An 18,087-nucleotide genomic window follows, 5' to 3' on the forward strand; every position below is an offset into this window, starting at 1 on the left:
AGGCAAGTTAACTTCTATAAAGTAAATCTGCACAAACAAAACTCCTTTTTTCAAATTCACTAAAAAGAAAAGTATCTCGCATCGTATAGATTTGAGATATCCACTTAAATTTACTCCTCTATAAATTCAACAACTTCTTCAATACGACATTGTAGGTCTTCGCAAATACGCGCAATCACACTTAGTGCAACAAACTCTCCATTAGACATTTTGGCTAGAGTAGAAGGTGAAATACCTAGTTGAGTACGCAGGTAAGTTTTATTTTTGTCCTTTTTAATTAGGGTTATCTCCATTGGTTTATAGCTAGGTTTTAATGCCATCATTAACCTCCAAGAAAAGTGTATATATACGTGTATTTTATTGAATATGGACTATAAATACAAGAAGTCGTACTTTTTGTATAAATTAGTATTGAATAAAAATCTAGTTTGTTATACTATATGTATAACAAATCGAACTTTTAGTTCATTAGAATGAATTATATATTTTTGAAATATGGAGGCGATATCTCAGAATGAAAAATTGTTATACATGAAAAATGATTTTTGACTTAAGTAGATATATTAGAAAATTGTGAGGCTTTGCTGAGGCTGTAAGGAAGAAACATCTAATTATACTAATCTAGTAAGTTACAGAAATATGAGATTATGATAACGATCTAATGAAAAGAGGGTGTTCCTGAGTATGTCAGATCGTATTGAATTAGCTTCTGTAGTGATAGGTCCTTTTGATGACGTTCAGGATTTTTATATTTACCAAGGGTATGTGATGAATGAAAGTTATATCTTTTTTCTTGACGAAGGTACGCTATGGCTAAGGCATGTGCACAAAGTTGCTCACGTAGATCACTTATATATTAATGGAGATACCGGAGGAATAATTCTTGCTGAGCACCCCCAAGGAAATGTAAAAGAACTGATAGAGTCAATCGTGGATAGATTGTGTGGAATGGATGCTTTGACATTTCTCACGGATGTCCTTTTGTGGACTCCAGAACGTGTTGATATGAACTTGAAGCTTGATCGATTTCACTAAGAAAATGATATTATATTAAGATACGATGGTCATAGTAGCATTATAGAATGAGATCAAATACATTGAATATTGTCTTTGGTTCTTTAGATGTCGATATATGAAAATAAACTTTCTAAAGTAACATAGATTAGACCTGTAAATAGCTCTATTTAATGGTGCGAATGTTAAGCTCACATAAAATCTCTAGTAGATTCGCACCTCGAAAATTGTCGATTAAGTTTTTACTGGATTATTTGTATTAAGATGAATTTATTATCATTTACTAAATGACAGAATAACGTTAAAAACATCTTTTTGAAACGACTATACGTTACTTTCTGCTGTCGCACTCTATATGAGTGCGTGGATTGAAATTGAATTGTCTCGACATACGTCCATGGCCTATGCAGTCGCACTCTATATGAGTGCGTGGATTGAAATCCTATCCGAACGTGTGTAGGGGTTTTGTTATCGGTCGCACTCTATATGAGTGCGTGGATTGAAATTCAGCTTCAGCTTGGATTCTCTTGGCATCAAGCATGTCGCACTCTATATGAGTGCGTGGATTGAAATAGGAATACCGTAAATTGCTCCGCGATTCTATTTGCGTCGCACTCTATATGAGTGCGTGGATTGAAATGAAACTCGCCAACGTAAGTTGATTGCGAAAGATGTCGCACTCTATATGAGTGCGTGGATTGAAATTTCTCGCTCACTGGCGGTTTGTATGTGACCACATCGCACTCTATATGAGTGCGTGGATTGAAATCAGCTTAGTGGTTTCGCGCTGGAGGTTCTGGAGAAGTCGCACTCTATATGAGTGCGTGGATTGAAATAAACCGCAGGCGATATTGCCTGACATTGATTTCAGTCGCACTCTATATGAGTGCGTGGATTGAAATGCTGTAGTACTCACGAGTCTTCTGAGCACCTGTTAGTCGCACTCTATATGAGTGCGTGGATTGAAATAAAAAGGCAACGTATGCAGCCGATCCCACTGGTAAGTCGCACTCTATATGAGTGCGTGGATTGAAATAATCCAAGCGCTTTTATGGGTTATGTGTTCAGTCGCACTCTGTGTAAGTACGTGGAATGAAATCTTTGTAGTAGCGTTGTTACAGGTACGGGTGTCTGATCGCACTCCGTATGGAATGCAAATCGAATCCCTAAAAAAGTCTTACCTTTCTCATGCTAAGCATGGATAAGTGGGTAGGACTTTTCTATTTCAGAGAAATAAAAAATATTAAGTATAGAAAAAATACTGAAAACTGAAATGTGCTATTAAATGCAGCATATTTTAAGATCTTTTGTTAAACAATAGATTTGACCTATGGTAGAAAAATCAATATAATGTTATTAATTGTAAAATAAGGAGGAAGGGTATGTCGAGGTATTATGATGGATACGGATTAGACTCGACTGTGACACTTCTCAGAATAGCTTATGGTCTTGACAACTGGAGAGAGGTCGTTAAGTTAGGTGAAACACTTTATGAAGAATCACTTCGTATATATAATTTACAAATGTTGACTAAAGAACAGGACATCGTTGAAATACATACGCAACGGGCAATAGTATATTACATTGGATACAGTCGTTTGATGCAAGGAATAGCGTATCAAAAACTACTAGAGTTTGATAAAGCTAGGGAATGCGTATTACAATATAGTGATTTTCAGTGGATTAAATTGACTAATCAAGAGACACTTAATGAAATTGAATTTTATAGCGATATAGCCAAGATCAATTTAATGGTTTTGGATTTACTTGAGGGTAATGCTACAAAGCTTGATGAATACGTAGCTTACATTCAAAAGTCAAAAGGTGAGATCATGTCTGGAATATTAACTCTCCTTGAAGCCAATCGTTTAAATAATTTACCTATTCAGGAGTTTGAGTATCTATTTGAAAAACATCGTTTGATTAGTGACACTACCATAATGACTGATATTGATGTTTCTTATTATCTAAAATTTAGTTTTGAGTTGGCGATGTACTATAGCCGTAATGGTAATGACTCCGATGCAATCGACATCTTACTGAATTGTTTGGCAATATCTCCTAAAATTAATCAGAATAAGATAAAATATGTAGCCTTTTTTGAAAAAATCAGAGAGCAGGCTACACATGCACAGATTAACACTTACAAATCTATCTTAGAGGGGATGTTATGATGAAGAAAAGAAATGCTCTAAATATGGTGTATTCAATTGTTTTGGCAACGTTAGCAGTACTCCCAATTGAGAGTATAATGCAGTTATTTAATCATGGCGTTGGTCATTAATTTTTAAATAATCTACTGAATACAGAAAATCTGTCCAAAGTATAAACTATACCCTAAAGAGTAGACACTTTAAAAATGTTTCTCTATGGGGTATTTTTGTTTTATGCTACGATTTAAGATTAACTCAGGAGTAAAAACATTTATGCGTTACTTTCTGCTGTCGCACTTTATACGAGTGCGTGGATTGAAATTTCCTTCCTAGGTAGGTTGATTGGTGCCCACTGTGGTCGCAATCTATACAAATGCACTAAAGTGGCAATCACAAGTCAAAAGACTTACCATCATCTACACTAATCTGTAGCATGAGGTGAGTTTTTTTTATATTTGATTTGAATACAGTTTTGACTTAGCTGCAAAAGTATTACTGCCTTCATAACAAATTACATAATATTCTAAAAATACAGGGTTTATAGAAGGGAAATGTATTTTGGTGTCGAAATTTACAATGTGAGTCTTTTTGCCTATGGATCTGGGATTAATGTCATGAAATTCAGTGGAGGTAAAGTGGTGTGACCTATATTGCGCATATCTGTCAAAAGGATGGAAGAATACAAACCGTTCAGGATCACTTAGTAGAGGTTAAGCAAGGAGCGGAGCAGGCTGGAGAGAAGATCGGTGTTAAATATTTGGCAGGCATTGCTGGTCTTCTGCATGATATGGGCAAAAATACAGATCTTTTTCGAAATTACATTCAGGAAGCTGTTGCCAACCCGGATGCCCCTCCTCGCAAGGGTTCAGTTGATCATTCGACTGCTGGCGGCAAGTTGCTGCACAGCCTTTACCATGGAAGTGGCACAACGCTTGAGTCAAAGTACACGGCGGAGTGGATTGCTAATTGTATTATCTCCCATCATCAGGGTCTAAGAGACTACATATCACCTGATAAAACTTCACCTTATATGGAGCGAGTCATTTCAAGGCAGATAGATCAATATGAGCAAGCAAAAGAAGAATTTTTCAAACACAATCTCCCAGGTCAACTCGACCATATGTTTAAGCAAGCAACCCAAGAGCTTCAAGGATACATACAGATCATCAAAGAGCATAAACTTCCGCCGATTGCAGGAGCACTGCTTATCAAATATATGTTTAGCTGTCTGATCGACGCAGATCGCACGAATACAAGGCGATTTGAAGAAAATGAAACTTTAGCAGAAGAAATAGATTACAAGTCTTTTTTTCTACAAAGCTATGAATTACTATCTCAACATTTAAGCAAGCTTGAGCACAGCAGTATAGTAGACACACCCATTAATCGATTGCGACGTGAAATGTCCCGGCAATGCGAACAATTTGCGTATCGTCCATCAGGAGTGTACACCCTTTCTATACCAACAGGCGGGGGGAAAACGCTTGCCAGTATGCGCTATGCGCTAAGACATGCCATTGAACATAATAAACAACGGATTATATATATCGTTCCGTACACCACCATCATTGAACAAAATGCGGCTGAGATCCGCAATATCTTGAAGAACGATGACATGATTTTGGAACATCATTCCAACGTGGTGGATGACAAGGATGACGAACGCCATGAGGGCGACGAAGGGGAAACCCTGGATTTGCGCAAAAAGAATCTCAAGCTTGCCCGTGATCATTGGGATCGGCCGATTATTTTTACGACAATGGTTCAGTTTTTGAACACCTTTTATGCCAAAGGAACCCGAAACGTCCGCAGATTACATCAGCTTTCCAATGCAGTCATTGTATTTGATGAAGTGCAGTCGGTTCCGGTTCATTGTATCTCCCTCTTTAATGCTGCACTGAATTTCCTGCATGTTATTGGGAGATCCAGCCTGTTGCTCTGTACGGCTACTCAGCCTGCATTGGATTTTGTGAAGCACAAGCTACATTTCTCCAAGCAACCGGAGATTATTCAGAATTTAGATGAGGTCGGCCGAAGCTTCAAACGAGTTGATTTACAGGATCTTACGCGGGAATCACTTTCGGGCTGGGGTGCAGAGGAAGTATCTTCTTTTGTTCAGGAACAGATGAGGGAAGTGGACAGTGTGCTGGTCATTTTGAACACAAAAACAGCGGTCCGTAAACTGTTTGAACAGTTAAATGAGGTGGAATGGCTGAGAGAGAGTGGCATACAGGTGGTTCATCTGAGCACCAATATGTGTGCAGCACATCGCAAAGAGGTGTTATCCGGGGAATATGGCGTTATTCCGAGATTGGCAAAGGGTGAACGGATCATCTGTGTGAGTACACAGCTTATTGAGGCGGGTGTGAATATCAGCTTTGATTGCGTGGTTCGTTCCTTGGCTGGTTTGGACTCGATTGCTCAAGCGGCTGGACGATGTAACCGGCATGGGAAAGATAAGGTTCGTAATGTGTACATCATTCGCTCATCGGATGAGGTATTAACGAATCTGCCTGAGATTCAAATTGGTGCCGAGAAAACGGAACGTGTGCTACAGGAATTCGAGGATGACCCGGGTTCGCTCGGCGATGACTTGTTATCTCCAAAGGCAATGTCCCGTTATTTCGAATATTATTTTAACGATATTGGAGACAAAATGCATTACCCCATTCCTAAGCTTGAACAGAACTTGTTTGATCTGATGGACCGTAATCGTTATTACGTGGATGCCTATAAGAAGAAGCATGATTGTAGGCCAGAGGCTGTGAATCATTATGCGATCGCTACGGCAGAGAAGTATTTCGAAGCCATATCCACGAACGCCACGCCCGTAATTGTTCCTTATGGTGAAGAAGGAAAAGAATTGATTCTGGACTTGAATGGAGCAATTGAACCTGGTGAAATGAGTCAGTTATTACGCAAGGCTCAGCAGTATACGGTGAATATCTACGACCATGAACTCCGTGCATTGGAGAAAAATGGAGATGTGAGACCTCTTTTACATGGGCATGTTCTTGCATTGAGAGAACCAGCATATTCCGATGATTTCGGCGTGGAATCTAAGGGTGAAGGTGCTTGGGAACCTATGATGATCTGATCATTTGATTCATTACATCTGGGAGATTCATGATACATGTTTCTCCCTCCTATACCCCATAGAAAGGAGCTAAAATGTTGAGAAATCAAATCGAATTTGAAGTTTCGGGAAAATATGCGCTATTCACCGATCCACTGACCAAGTTGGGCGGAGAAAAATTCTCTTATCAGATCCCTACATACCAAGCCCTCAAAGGGATCGTGGAATCTATTTACTGGAAGCCAACGCTGACCTGGATTGTAGATGAAGTCCGAATTATGAATCCAATTCAGACCGAATCAAAGGGTATGCGTCCGATTGAATATAGCGGGGGAAACACACTGGCCTATTACACCTATTTAAGAGATGTACGTTATCAGGTGAAGGCCCATTTTATATTTAATCCGCATCGTGAAGATTTGGTACATGACCAGAACGAACATAAACATCACAATATCGCCAAACGAGCAGTTCAGGTTGGGGGACGAAGAGATATCTTTCTGGGGACCCGTGAATGTCAGGGGTACGTTGAACCGTGCCAGTTTGGTGAAGATGACAGTTTCTATGATCGTATAGGTGAGCTTGATTTTGGCACGATGCTGCATGGAATCAGTTACCCGGATGAAACAGGAAGCAATGAGCGAGAGGTTCGTCTGTGGAAAGCGAAAATGCAGCATGGTGTCATTCAATTTATCCGTCCGGATGAATGCACATTGGTGCGCAAAGTGGGAGAAGGTACAGCTAAAATATTCGATGCAGGGAATATGCAATCTGTAGATGATCTTCATTCAGAATGGTTTGGAAATGAGGTGAGTGAATGAGTTGGCTTGCCAATTTAAGCAGAACGTATGATGATCACGCTAAGGTTGTCGGACAATTTGAAATGAAGAAAAATGGCAAGGAATACGCTCTGATTCCAATCTCGCACACAACACAGACCGCCCATATTGAAGTTCATCTGAATGGAAAAGGAGATATCGTAAATGCCAAAGTGGTAGAAAAGAATGATGGTAGCACGATTATTCCTTGCACTGAAGCATCCGCAAGCCGAACGAGTGCCCCTGTACCGTATCCGCTTTTTGACAAGTTATCCTATGTTGCAGGAGATTACACCCAGTTCTGCGGAGAGGTCAAGGGAACACCATATCAGGATTATTTAAACCAACTGAAGGCTTGGTGCGAATCTCCCTTTAGTCACCCTAGAGTCCAGAGTGTACTTCACTATGTCAGCAAAGGTACACTCATCGCTGATTTAGTGAACAGAGGCATACTTTATGTGGATAGCCAAGGTAAGCTGCTGGAGAAGTGGATCGCAGGGCCTGGGGACCAGGAAGGGAAAAAGCCTGACATCTTCAATGTCATCGCAGCAGATCAGAGTGGGGCATTTGTTCGATTTGCTGTAGATATTCCAGGAGAACCCGAATCCAGATTATGGCGTGATGCTTCGGTACAGCAGTCTTTTATCCATTTTTATGAGATGAGTTTGCAGGACAAGGATATCTGTTTCGTGACAGGGGATTACCTACCAGTTGCTGATAAACATGCTTCTCGCATACGTCACTCAGGAGACAAGTCCAAGTTGATCTCAGCTAACGACTCTAGTGGATTTACGTATCGGGGGCGTTTTCGTACCAGTCGTGACGCAGCTGTAGTAAGCTACGAAGCTTCACAGAAAGGGCATAACGCTCTGAAGTGGCTCATTGATCGACAAGGAACCACCATTGATGGCAAAGTGTTTCTGGTGTGGGGAAGCACAAGTCTGGATATGCCAGAACCTCAAGAAGATGCATTTAGCTTGTGGGATGAGGATGATGAGGAAGCATTTGCTGGCGGGGACACAACTCATAAGGAGTTTGCTTTGCAAATCAGGAAGGCGATTGGCGGTTACCGATACGATGGGGAGTATAACTCTAAACATGAAGTGACTTTGATGACACTGGATGCGGCCACACCAGGGCGAATGTCGATTATGTATTATCGGAGTTTAGATCAGAACGAGTATTTGGATCGAATATTAGCTTGGCATGAGAGCTGTTATTGGTTACATCGTTATCGGAAAAATAAAAATGACAAACCCGTCTCGTTTGTTGGGGCGCCTGCGACCAAAGACATTGCATTTGCAGCCTATGGTCCACGAGCCAGTGACAAGGTAGTTAAGGGATTAATGGAGCGAATGCTCCCATGTATCATAGATGAGAGACCCATTCCGCTGGATATCGTTCGCAGTTCTATCCAACGTGCATCCAACCCGGTAGGCATGGAAAATTGGGAGTGGGAGAAAACACTGAGCATTACTTGCGCACTTGTTAATAAGAAGGAGGGGTATGGAGTGAGTCTGAATACAGAAACAACGGATCGTAGCTACGTATTTGGCAGAATGCTTGCCATTGCAGATGTATTAGAGAGAAGTGCTCTGGGTAAAGAGGAAAAACGAGCGACAAATGCCATTCGATATATGAACGCCTTTGCACAACGACCAGGCAGAACTTGGAGCATTATTCAATCTAATCTCCAACCTTATCAAGCGCGGATGGGGACGGGTGCCAGATATTATAATTCGTTGCTGGATGAAGTTGGAGATAAACTACAGTTGGAAGATTTTACAGACAAGCCACTTACGGGATTATACTTACTAGGCTTCTACAGTCAGCGTAACGATTTATATACAAGTAGGAAAGATAAAGAAGCCGCAGCTACATTTGATAAAGACGATGAAAACCAATTGAACGAACAAGGAGATAACTAAATGAGTACACTTGATCACAAAATCGATTTTGCTGTTGTACTGTCTGTTCGTAATGCCAACCCGAATGGTGATCCATTGAATGGAAACCGTCCTCGTCAGAACTACGATGGCTTAGGAGAAATCTCGGATGTATGTATAAAGCGTAAAATTCGTAACCGCCTTCAGGATATGGGAGAGTCCATTCTGGTGCAATCCGATGAAAAACGGAATGATGCTCACCGTTCCATTAAAGATCGTGTCGATGCCAATGAGAATGTACAAGAGCATGCCAAAGGTAAAAAGGCAAATAAGGATTTGTATGCTGAAGCCGCTTGTCAGTCCTGGATTGACGTACGTAGCTTTGGACAGGTATTTGCTTTTAGCGGCACAGATGTATCTGTGGGGATTCGGGGTCCGGTATCGATTCATACAGCGGTTAGTTTGGATCGGATTGACATCTCAAGCATGCAGATTACGAAGAGTGTTAACTCTGTCACAACAGCTAAAGATCCAGACAAAAAAGGTTCAGACACGATGGGCATGAAACACCGCGTAGATTTTGGAGTTTATGTTTTTTATGGAAGTATCAACACGCAACTGGCAGAGAAGACCGGATTTACATATGAAGACGCGGAGAAAATTCGTGAATCACTGAGAACCTTATTCGAGAATGATACGTCCTCGGCCCGTCCTGATGGCAGCATGGAGGTTCACCAGTTATATTGGTGGGAACATAGCTCCAAAATGGGGCAGTATTCATCTGCGAAAGTACATCGTTCTCTGCAAATTGAATTGAAGCCAGGCGTAGCAGAAGCAAAGTCCTACGATGATTATAATTATACAGTGGTGCCGCTGGAAGGCTTGGCAGTCCAAGAATATGAAGGACTATAACGAAGAGGATTATCTGCTGCTTTCGGGGATTCAGCATTTTAACTTTTGCAGAAGGCAGTGGGCATTAATTCATATCGAACAGCAGTGGGAAGACAACGTGCGCACCATTGAGGGTGATCATCTGCATCGAAAAGCAGATCAACCAGCGCTTCGTGAGAAACGAGGCGATAAACTGGTGGTTCGTGCGCTTCCGGTGCAATCGAGGGAACTTGGCATCACAGGCATCTGTGATGTGGTTGAATTCATTCGTGATCCATCTGGAGTTTCACTTGCAGGGGAGGAAGGGTTATACCTTCCTTTTCCTGTTGAATACAAACGCGGCAAGCCCAAACGAAATGATTCCGATCACTCCCAATTGGTAGCACAAGTCATGTGTCTTGAAGAAATGCTCGTATGTGATATCCCCAAGGCCTATTTTTATTATGACGAGATCAAACATAGGATTGAAGTCATCATTACTGCGGCAGATCGGGAACGAGTGAAGGCAAGTATTCAAGAGATGAGACATTATTTTGAACGGAACCATACACCCAAAGCCAAAGCAGGACCACACTGCCTAAGTTGTTCTTTGAACAATATATGTGTGCCTGATATCTTGAACAAACGCTCCGTTTCAAGTTACATCGAAAGCAGGTTGAATGAATGAAAAAGCTGCTGAACACCTTATTTGTAACATTACCCGATACATACCTTGGACTGGATGGGGAAAACATTGTGGTGAAGCAGGAGGAAGAAATTCTTGCTCGCTATCCGCTACATAATTTGGAGGCCGTTTGTACCTTTGGCTATGCTGGAGTAAGTCCAGCACTGATGGGGGCTTGTGCGTCACGCAATGTTAGTTTGACATTTATGACACGAACGGGGCGATTCCTCGCACGGGTGATTGGTGAGGATCGAGGAAATGTGGTTCTTCGCAAAGAACAGTATCGTATCTCGGACGATGAGGTGCGTAGTGCGCGGGTTGCTCGTAATATGATTACAGGCAAGTTATACAACAACAAGTGGATTTTGGAACGAGCCACACGGGATTATGCACTACGTATCGACACGGAACGAATCAAGAAGGTTACGGAGTCGCTAGGTGAAACGATGAAGCTGTTGCGCGAGGTGGAGCAATTGGATATATTGCGCGGATTGGAAGGATCGGCTGCCGTTCAATATAACTCTGTGTTCGATGATCTGATTCTCCAGCAAAAGGAGTCATTTTACTTTTATGGACGCAGTCGGCGACCTCCCTTAGATAAAGTAAATGCGTTATTATCCTTTGCCTATACCTTGCTCGCTAATGACATGAAGTCTGCACTTGAATCTGTCGGACTTGATGCATATGTCGGTTTTTTGCACAGGGATCGTCCTGGCAGAGCTTCTCTTGCATTGGATATGATGGAGGAACTTCGAGGAGTGTACGCAGACCGATTTGTACTTTCTCTCATTAATAAGAAGGTAGTTAACGATAAAGGTTTTTATGTGAAAGAAAATCTCGCAGTGATTATGGATGATGAGACGAGAAAGAAAGTGTTAAAAGCATGGCAAGAACGCAAACAGGAAAAGATTATGCATCCGTATTTGAATGAAAAAATACCTTGGGGGCTTGTACCCTATACTCAAGCATTGCTATTGGCCAGGTATATACGGGGTGATCTGGATGAATATCCTCCGTTTCTGTGGAAGTAGGTGTGATGATTGCTTATTTTGATTACGTATGATGTAAGCACGATAGATAGTGAAGGCCGTAGAAGACTATCTAAAGTGGCGAAAAAGTGTGTGGATCACGGTCAGCGAGTACAAAACTCAGTGTTTGAATGTATACTGGATGCTGCCCAGTTTAGACGATTAAGATTCGAACTGGAAGAATTAATTGATAAGGATACAGATAGTCTTCGATTCTATAACTTAGGTGATAATTACAAAAGAAAAGTTCAACATGTGGGTGCCAAAGATTCCTATGATATGGGTGATCCGTTAATACTTTAGCAGGTGCGAATGCCAAGCTCACATGATTTCCCTGGGGGATTCGCACCTCGGAATTTGTCGAAAAGGTCTTTATTGTGACCTTTTGGCAATGATTTATGATCGGAAATTTGTGATAACCGTTTTAAAGAAGTAGAACTATCGAAAATACGTTAATAGTTATTCTTCAAGCATAGTTATTACGTCACTTTTCGCTGTCGCACTCTGTATGGAGTGCGTGGATTGAAATTTTCTCGTCGATGAGGGCCCCTGTGAACTCGCCCCGTCGCACTCTGTATGGAGTGCGTGGATTGAAATATCTATATGGGAACAATCGTTCACGGGTCCGGAGTCGCACTCTGTATGGAGTGCGTGGATTGAAATCACCGCGAGTGTAGCCAGGACAAAAGCCGCCATCGTCGCACTCTGTATGGAGTGCGTGGATTGAAATAAACGATTCCTGGGGATGAACCCCGGACTATCGGCGTCGCACTCTGTATGGAGTGCGTGGATTGAAATACGGCTGCGGGTTGTGTGTCAAACCGCGCCAGGTTGTCGCACTCTGTATGGAGTGCGTGGATTGAAATCGACCATGTACGATAGGAAACCTTCCGCAGGACTCGTCGCACTCTGTATGGAGTGCGTGGATTGAAATACCCTTGGTTCCTGATCGTTAGACCAATGCTTGAGTCGCACTCTGTATGGAGTGCGTGGATTGAAATTTCGCGGGAGTGACCGTTGATTTATACGTCACCAGTCGCACTCTGTATGGAGTGCGTGGATTGAAATAACCTTCGGACCGTTAGGTTGCTGATCTCGGGGCAGTCGCACTCTGTATGGAGTGCGTGGATTGAAATAGCTTCGTACAGCGGGTTATACTCCGGTACAATGTCGCACTCTGTATGGAGTGCGTGGATTGAAATGAAAGCATGGTGGTTACCTCACACCAACCAAACTGTCGCACTCTGTATGGAGTGCGTGGATTGAAATTTGCTTCTCCTAGATCTGTACCTCCGTAACCTTTCGTCGCACTCTGTATGGAGTGCGTGGATTGAAATAGTCTCAGCGTTGTAGTAGTCATCTCGATACAAAAAGTCGCACTCTGTATGGAGTGCGTGGATTGAAATAGTCTCAGCGTTGTAGTAGTCATCTCGATACAAAAAGTCGCACTCTGTATGGAGTGCGTGGATTGAAATGGATACGCCTACGGTAAGCTCCGGCAACCTCGACGTCGCACTCTGTATGGAGTGCGTGGATTGAAATAACGTCAGCGGACGCGGTGTTTAACAATGGATGGTCGCACTCTGTATGGAGTGCGTGGATTGAAATATCGCAGAATCACGCGAAGGTTGGCCGATAGCTTGTCGCACTCTGTATGGAGTGCGTGGATTGAAATCCTTTCTTGAACCGATCAGCAAGGCCAGCCCACTGGGTCGCACTCTGTATGGAGTGCGTGGATTGAAATTTCGATGGCGAACTTCAACGGGAGGACGTAAGACGTCGCACTCTGTATGGAGTGCGTGGATTGAAATGTTAACCCGGCGATCTGATCAGCAAACCCACGTGCGTCGCACTCTGTATGGAGTGCGTGGATTGAAATACACCACCCAATTCCCGGTTGCCCGCTATGGCCTGTCGCACTCTGTATGGAGTGCGTGGATTGAAATATCGATAAACTTGGTTTGTTTGGCCGTCAATGCCGTCGCACTCTGTATGGAGTGCGTGGATTGAAATTATATCCAACGCCTTTGTTTCGGCTGAACACGATCGTCGCACTCTGTATGGAGTGCGTGGATTGAAATCCGCATTGGGCGACAAAGATTGCTGTGTTGGATTGGTCGCACTCTGTATGGAGTGCGTGGATTGAAATTTCCAACGCTTGCGGAAGTACTCCAGTGGCTGCCGGTCGCACTCTGTATGGAGTGCGTGGATTGAAATTGCGTCCTTAATGAACATGATCGTGAGTCGGATAAGTCGCACTCTGTATGGAGTGCGTGGATTGAAATTTAAGTGCGGCCTTTAATGGCGTGGCCTGCGTTTGTCGCACTCTGTATGGAGTGCGTGGATTGAAATGTCCATGATGTGAAACGGGATATCAACGTCCTTCAGTCGCACTCTGTATGGAGTGCGTGGATTGAAATTTGCGGACTCTCGTTAGCTGCCGCTTCTAGAACTAGTCGCACTCTGTATGGAGTGCGTGGATTGAAATCAGTAGTCAGAAGGGCTTTTTGCGAGTACATATTGTCGCACTCTGTATGGAGAGCGTGGATTGAAATTACATGGAGTATGAGTGGATTCAAGATTAGGGGGGCGCACTACGTATGAAGTGCGTGAATTGAAATAATGAGCTCGTAAGAGCTATGGACACGGCCCCCTCGTCGCACTCCGTACGGATTGCGTGGATTGAAATTAACCAAGGAGGCATATACAGATGGAGGGCATATTGTCCCACTCCGTGTGGAGTATGTGGATTTAAATATTTGCTCCGTCTATTGTAGCTGCATGGCTCCAGTATCTAATGGCGCTTCAATACCCATATCAACTTCACAGATGGCTGAGCTGTCTGTGTTTTTTTTATGGTAACGGACAGCACAATGGTTGCTACAGAAGTGTTGCTACCTGTTTTTTAGAAAGATCCAGAGATGCCGCTTGCATGAATGAAGTACACCAAGGAACACATTGGCCCAAATAACTGTTCCCTGTTCTTAGGTGTTTATTGAGTTGAATAGCTGATCGTAAAAAGCTCGTAACTATGTCTTAGTTGAATCCGTCTAATAGATTGAGGTGATTGAGAATGAAACCATTTAAATATTGGAGCCAGCGCTTGAGTATACTTTTTGTTCTAGTCATTATTGTTGGCTGTGGAACATCGAATAAGGGTGAAATAACATCCAAACCCCAGGAAACGATTACGAAAGAAGTTTCAAAGGAATCAACGAAGCGATGCCCGGGAACCCTTGAATGGATTGATTTTCTGATGATTTATAATGTTACATATTTTCAAAACAACGAAGGGACCAAAGAGGTACCTGCAGAGCAAATTGGGGATAGGGTAGGGGAAGTGAGCTACATGCTGAACGAGCATGCGTGTGCGGATCACGTGACCGAGAATGGTGATGCGGCATATCTTCCAATTGGAACTGTTATATATGAACTGAAAGGTTATAAGTCGCATTATCGCGTAGTAGCGAATAATAAGGTTTACGAAGCAAAAGAAAATCCGAATGCTAAGACAATGGGAGACCTGATGGACATTGAAGACAAAGTGGAAAAAGTCAGCCTTGAAAGCGGGAACGATGGCAGCCCAATCGGTGACTTTCCCCAGGAAGCCGCATCCGAATTCATGAACGAGCTTTTGCCGTTGCGATATGTTGGCTTTGATGAGGTGTATAAGAAATCCAAGCATGAGACAGGGATTTTTTTACGTGTGCACCTTCAAGATGGAACATCTTTTCGAATGGTTTATTATCCGAAGGCGAATGCTTTCTCAGCAGGTGCATTTGGCACAGCAAAATTACAATCATTAATCGTTTCTCAGAGAAAAGAAATTAAAGCAGCTGCAGGATTATAGTGGATTGGAGGTTCAACAATCAGTTGATGACACCACTGTCTGTTAAATGATACCGGGAAGGTATAGAGCCTACCCTGGTAACAACAAAAAACCAAGGCTTCGAGTTAGTTACTCATGAGCCTTGGTTTTTTTACTGTGTCGTATTTTTGTTATCTATATCCTATTAAATCTATTCTGCACGTACTTTAAAGAATGAGATCAGTTCTTGCAGTTGCTCGGATACAACCGAGAGCTCATCGGAGGCACTCACAATGGCTGCCATGGAGGCTTCCTGCTCATCAATTGACTGCTCAATTTGTTTACTGCTGCTTGCTGCCTTGCTCACATTGGCAGACAGTTCATCGGCCGTGGCAGACATTTCCTGTGTGCTTGCCGAGATTTCTTCAGTAGAACTGGAGATATCCTGAATCTGGTTTGCAACTTTATTCGTAGCAGTCAGAATATTCTCGAAGAATACACCAGTCTCTTGGGTAACTTCCAAGCCTTTGGTGACTTCCTTGGAACCCAACTGCATCGCCTCGGAAGACTGCATGATATCCCGTTGAATTTCTTCAATTAACTGTCGAATTTGCTTCGCTGATTCCTGCGATTGCTCTGCCAGATTACGTACCTCACCTGCAACCACCGCAAAACCTCTTCCTTCTTCACCTGCGCGGGCTGCCTCGATTGAAGCGTTAAGTGCAAGCAAGTTGGTTTGTCCAGCAATCTCCGTAATCACGTTAACAATGTTGCTAATCTGGTTCGAGTTATTTTCCAAAGACTGAATCGAATTTGACGTATTTTGCACCGCACCGGAGATCAGGCGCATCTGCTCAATGACTTGTTGCATCACCACATTACCTGTGCTGGAGCGCTGCTCCATGCTGAGTGCTTCATCTGCCACATCTGCTGAGCTGCTGGCGATCGTCTGAACTACCGTTGACATCTCTGTCATGGCGCGTGCGTTCTCCACAGTGGCTTTGTCTTGTGACACCAGTCCAGTAGATATTTCTCGAATATTGGTGCTGATGGATTGAATGTTCACATTATTTTTCTCGGAAATGCCCAGTAGTTGTTTGGAAGATTCCGAGAGGTGATGTGAAGCATTCTGTACTTTATAGATGGTTGTATTGAAGCGATGGATCATCGCATTAAACTTCTCGTTGATGATACCCAGATCATCTCGCCCGGTATCGATGGTTACGTCCAGATTACCCGTGCTGACTTCTTCGATACCTTTCATCAGATTGCGGATCGGAAGCAACGTTCTTTTCAGCAAAATGAATTGCAATACCATGAACAGGATCAGGAAACCGATCAGGAACATCAAACCGTACGAAAGCAGTTTGTTCAGACCTTTTGGAACGGCACTTGCATCTACATCGAAGTAAAGAGCAGCGTACATGGAGCCATCTGCGTTATTAATCGGATAGATCAGAGTGGTCCAGGTTCCGTACTCATCTGTGTAGAAATCACTGAAGGCAGGCTTTCCGTCCTTTTTCATCTGTTCCAGCACTACGACGTTATTCTGAGGCAGCGGGTACATGGCACCTGCGGGCAGATTACCTTCCTCGAATGGTTCCAACAGGTTCGTTGGAATCGCGATGATGGACGTTCCGTTTCCTTGCTCAAGTTCTGAACCAAAAATGTACGCTTGCGCGATGTTTGGATAGAATTCATGGATGGAATCGAGATAAGTTTTCATTTCCAGCTGTACAGGACCGGAATAGCTTTTTTCCTTAGCCGCTTCTGCCACTTTGGCAGTGTCGAGATCATCGTACCATTTCTGGGTGATGACGGTAGCTTGGTCGTGTAACTGTTCAACCAAGATGTTTTTTTGCAATTGATACGCGGCAGTAATCAGGATTACACCGATCAACATGATGCTGCCGAATGAAATCACCAAATTTTTGATGAAGAAAGGCATGGTACTCCAACGAAGCTTATTAAACAAGATGGTTCACTCCTTCTACGATTGTGAAAATGCACTATACCTGGATGGGATGCTATACGCTATGTAATCTAATGAATATTTAGTGGAAAATTGTTATCGTGCAACTTCTATAATTCTGATTTTGCTGTGGTTACGTGACATTCTCTCATGCTTCAGTGTGCTTCTTGCATTGTTTCAAGTTCTACTTCACTTATAGGACCCCCAGGTAAGTTACTTCGTAGATTATATCGTTATAAAGTCATATTAATATTAGCTTTATGAACAAAAATAGTTCTAAGGTACCGGTTCCGTGGACGTATTTTTCGTTTTATTTCTTTATTATTACGTTTATTAATGCAAGGTTCTAGTGAGATAGATGAAATTAATTACTATATATTCAAAAAATATGATGTGCCAAGAGGTCCCCATTCGTAAGCGGGCTTTTTGGGCTTACTTGTCATGACCTAAAGAAAACACAAGTGAATGAAAAGACAGTCCATTGTTGCCCTTCCGCAGGAACGCTAAGATGAAGTTGTTAAAGCGTTTACATCACGTAATGAAGGGAGCTTAAATCGGATGCCAGAAATTATGATCAGGCTGTATGAAGGCAGGACGGATGAGCAAAAGCAGGAGATCGTGGAGGTGTTCACACGCGAGCTCTCACGTATTATCGACCGGGAGCCGGATTACATCTCCATCGAGTTCAATGAAATCCCTTGGGACGAGAACGTTCCTGATAACTTGAGAAGCATGCCATCACAGAAGCAAGGAGGGAAGAAGACGTGAAGCCGGCGG

Annotated in this window: 13 protein-coding genes and 2 CRISPR repeat arrays; of the genes, 11 read left to right on the top strand and 2 right to left on the bottom strand. The window is 42.8% G+C overall.

Going from position 1 to position 18,087, the window contains the following annotated elements; translation table 11 throughout:
* Positions 1-110: 110 nt before the first annotated feature.
* Positions 111-320 (bottom strand): helix-turn-helix domain-containing protein, encoded by a 210-nt coding sequence (locus BS614_RS09145; protein WP_017690359.1) that lies wholly within the window; start codon positions 318-320, stop codon positions 111-113.
* A gap of 364 nt (positions 321-684) precedes the next feature.
* Here BS614_RS09145 and BS614_RS09150 point away from each other — a divergent pair, with 364 nt between their 5' ends.
* From BS614_RS09150 to BS614_RS09195, 10 genes are all read left to right on the top strand, one after another.
* On the top strand, positions 685-1,035 hold the full coding sequence (locus BS614_RS09150; RefSeq protein WP_074093748.1) for a hypothetical protein: 351 nt from the start codon (positions 685-687) through the stop codon (positions 1,033-1,035).
* A 322-nt stretch (positions 1,036-1,357) separates the two neighbouring features.
* Positions 1,358-2,113: a CRISPR direct-repeat array (repeat unit 32 nt; unit sequence GTCGCACTCTATATGAGTGCGTGGATTGAAAT).
* A gap of 283 nt (positions 2,114-2,396) precedes the next feature.
* On the top strand, positions 2,397-3,188 hold the full coding sequence (locus BS614_RS09155; protein WP_017690356.1) for a hypothetical protein: 792 nt from the start codon (positions 2,397-2,399) through the stop codon (positions 3,186-3,188).
* 619 nt (positions 3,189-3,807) lie between these two features.
* Positions 3,808-6,264: a CRISPR-associated helicase/endonuclease Cas3 gene (locus BS614_RS09160; protein ID WP_074093749.1), complete on the top strand. Its 2,457-nt coding sequence runs from the start codon at positions 3,808-3,810 to the stop codon at positions 6,262-6,264.
* A gap of 77 nt (positions 6,265-6,341) precedes the next feature.
* Complete coding sequence (gene cas5c, locus BS614_RS09165) at positions 6,342-7,064, top strand: type I-C CRISPR-associated protein Cas5c (protein ID WP_074096759.1); 723 nt, start codon at positions 6,342-6,344, stop codon at positions 7,062-7,064.
* Entirely contained in the window at positions 7,061-8,989 is a 1,929-nt protein-coding gene (gene cas8c, locus BS614_RS09170) for a type I-C CRISPR-associated protein Cas8c/Csd1 (RefSeq protein WP_074093750.1), read from the top strand. The genes cas5c and cas8c overlap by 4 nt, the downstream gene beginning before the upstream one ends.
* Positions 8,990-9,859 carry a type I-C CRISPR-associated protein Cas7/Csd2 gene (gene cas7c / locus BS614_RS09175; protein ID WP_074093751.1) on the top strand — a complete coding sequence of 290 codons (870 nt, stop codon included), beginning with the start codon at positions 8,990-8,992 and terminating at the stop codon, positions 9,857-9,859. It begins immediately after the preceding gene.
* The gene (cas4, locus tag BS614_RS09180; RefSeq protein ID WP_074093752.1) at positions 9,846-10,505 is read left to right on the top strand and encodes a CRISPR-associated protein Cas4; all 660 of its coding nucleotides are present in this window, start codon (positions 9,846-9,848) and stop codon (positions 10,503-10,505) included. The genes cas7c and cas4 overlap by 14 nt, the downstream gene beginning before the upstream one ends.
* On the top strand, positions 10,502-11,533 hold the full coding sequence (gene cas1c, locus BS614_RS09185; protein WP_074093753.1) for a type I-C CRISPR-associated endonuclease Cas1c: 1,032 nt from the start codon (positions 10,502-10,504) through the stop codon (positions 11,531-11,533). The genes cas4 and cas1c overlap by 4 nt, the downstream gene beginning before the upstream one ends.
* Before the next feature lie 9 nt (positions 11,534-11,542).
* Entirely contained in the window at positions 11,543-11,833 is a 291-nt protein-coding gene (gene cas2 / locus BS614_RS09190; RefSeq protein WP_074093754.1) for a CRISPR-associated endonuclease Cas2, read from the top strand.
* 193 nt (positions 11,834-12,026) lie between these two features.
* Positions 12,027-14,287: a CRISPR direct-repeat array (repeat unit 33 nt; unit sequence GTCGCACTCTGTATGGAGTGCGTGGATTGAAAT).
* A gap of 316 nt (positions 14,288-14,603) precedes the next feature.
* Positions 14,604-15,380 carry a hypothetical protein gene (locus BS614_RS09195; RefSeq protein ID WP_210436969.1) on the top strand — a complete coding sequence of 259 codons (777 nt, stop codon included), beginning with the start codon at positions 14,604-14,606 and terminating at the stop codon, positions 15,378-15,380.
* 169 nt (positions 15,381-15,549) lie between these two features.
* Here the strand turns inward: BS614_RS09195 and BS614_RS09200 are convergent, their stop codons facing one another.
* Entirely contained in the window at positions 15,550-17,286 is a 1,737-nt protein-coding gene (locus BS614_RS09200) for a methyl-accepting chemotaxis protein (RefSeq protein WP_074096761.1), read from the bottom strand.
* A 582-nt stretch (positions 17,287-17,868) separates the two neighbouring features.
* Between BS614_RS09200 and BS614_RS09205 the strand changes: the two genes are divergently transcribed.
* The gene (locus BS614_RS09205) at positions 17,869-18,078 is read left to right on the top strand and encodes a tautomerase family protein (RefSeq protein ID WP_074093755.1); all 210 of its coding nucleotides are present in this window, start codon (positions 17,869-17,871) and stop codon (positions 18,076-18,078) included.
* The last annotated feature ends 9 nt before the right edge of the window (positions 18,079-18,087 follow it).

It is taken from the genome of Paenibacillus xylanexedens, from assembly GCF_001908275.1.
Taxonomy (GTDB): domain Bacteria; phylum Bacillota; class Bacilli; order Paenibacillales; family Paenibacillaceae; genus Paenibacillus; species Paenibacillus xylanexedens_A.

Coding starts and splice junctions, on each gene's coding strand:
- cas4 (WP_074093752.1), top strand. CDS start 9,846: ATGAAGGACTATAACGAAGAGGATTATCTGCTGCTTTCGGGGATTCAG.
- BS614_RS09150 (WP_074093748.1), top strand. CDS start 685: ATGTCAGATCGTATTGAATTAGCTTCTGTAGTGATAGGTCCTTTTGAT.
- BS614_RS09145 (WP_017690359.1), bottom strand. CDS start 320: ATGGCATTAAAACCTAGCTATAAACCAATGGAGATAACCCTAATTAAA.
- BS614_RS09205 (WP_074093755.1), top strand. CDS start 17,869: ATGCCAGAAATTATGATCAGGCTGTATGAAGGCAGGACGGATGAGCAA.
- cas8c (WP_074093750.1), top strand. CDS start 7,061: ATGAGTTGGCTTGCCAATTTAAGCAGAACGTATGATGATCACGCTAAG.
- BS614_RS09155 (WP_017690356.1), top strand. CDS start 2,397: ATGTCGAGGTATTATGATGGATACGGATTAGACTCGACTGTGACACTT.
- BS614_RS09195 (WP_210436969.1), top strand. CDS start 14,604: ATGAAACCATTTAAATATTGGAGCCAGCGCTTGAGTATACTTTTTGTT.
- cas7c (WP_074093751.1), top strand. CDS start 8,990: ATGAGTACACTTGATCACAAAATCGATTTTGCTGTTGTACTGTCTGTT.
- cas1c (WP_074093753.1), top strand. CDS start 10,502: ATGAAAAAGCTGCTGAACACCTTATTTGTAACATTACCCGATACATAC.
- BS614_RS09200 (WP_074096761.1), bottom strand. CDS start 17,286: ATGCCTTTCTTCATCAAAAATTTGGTGATTTCATTCGGCAGCATCATG.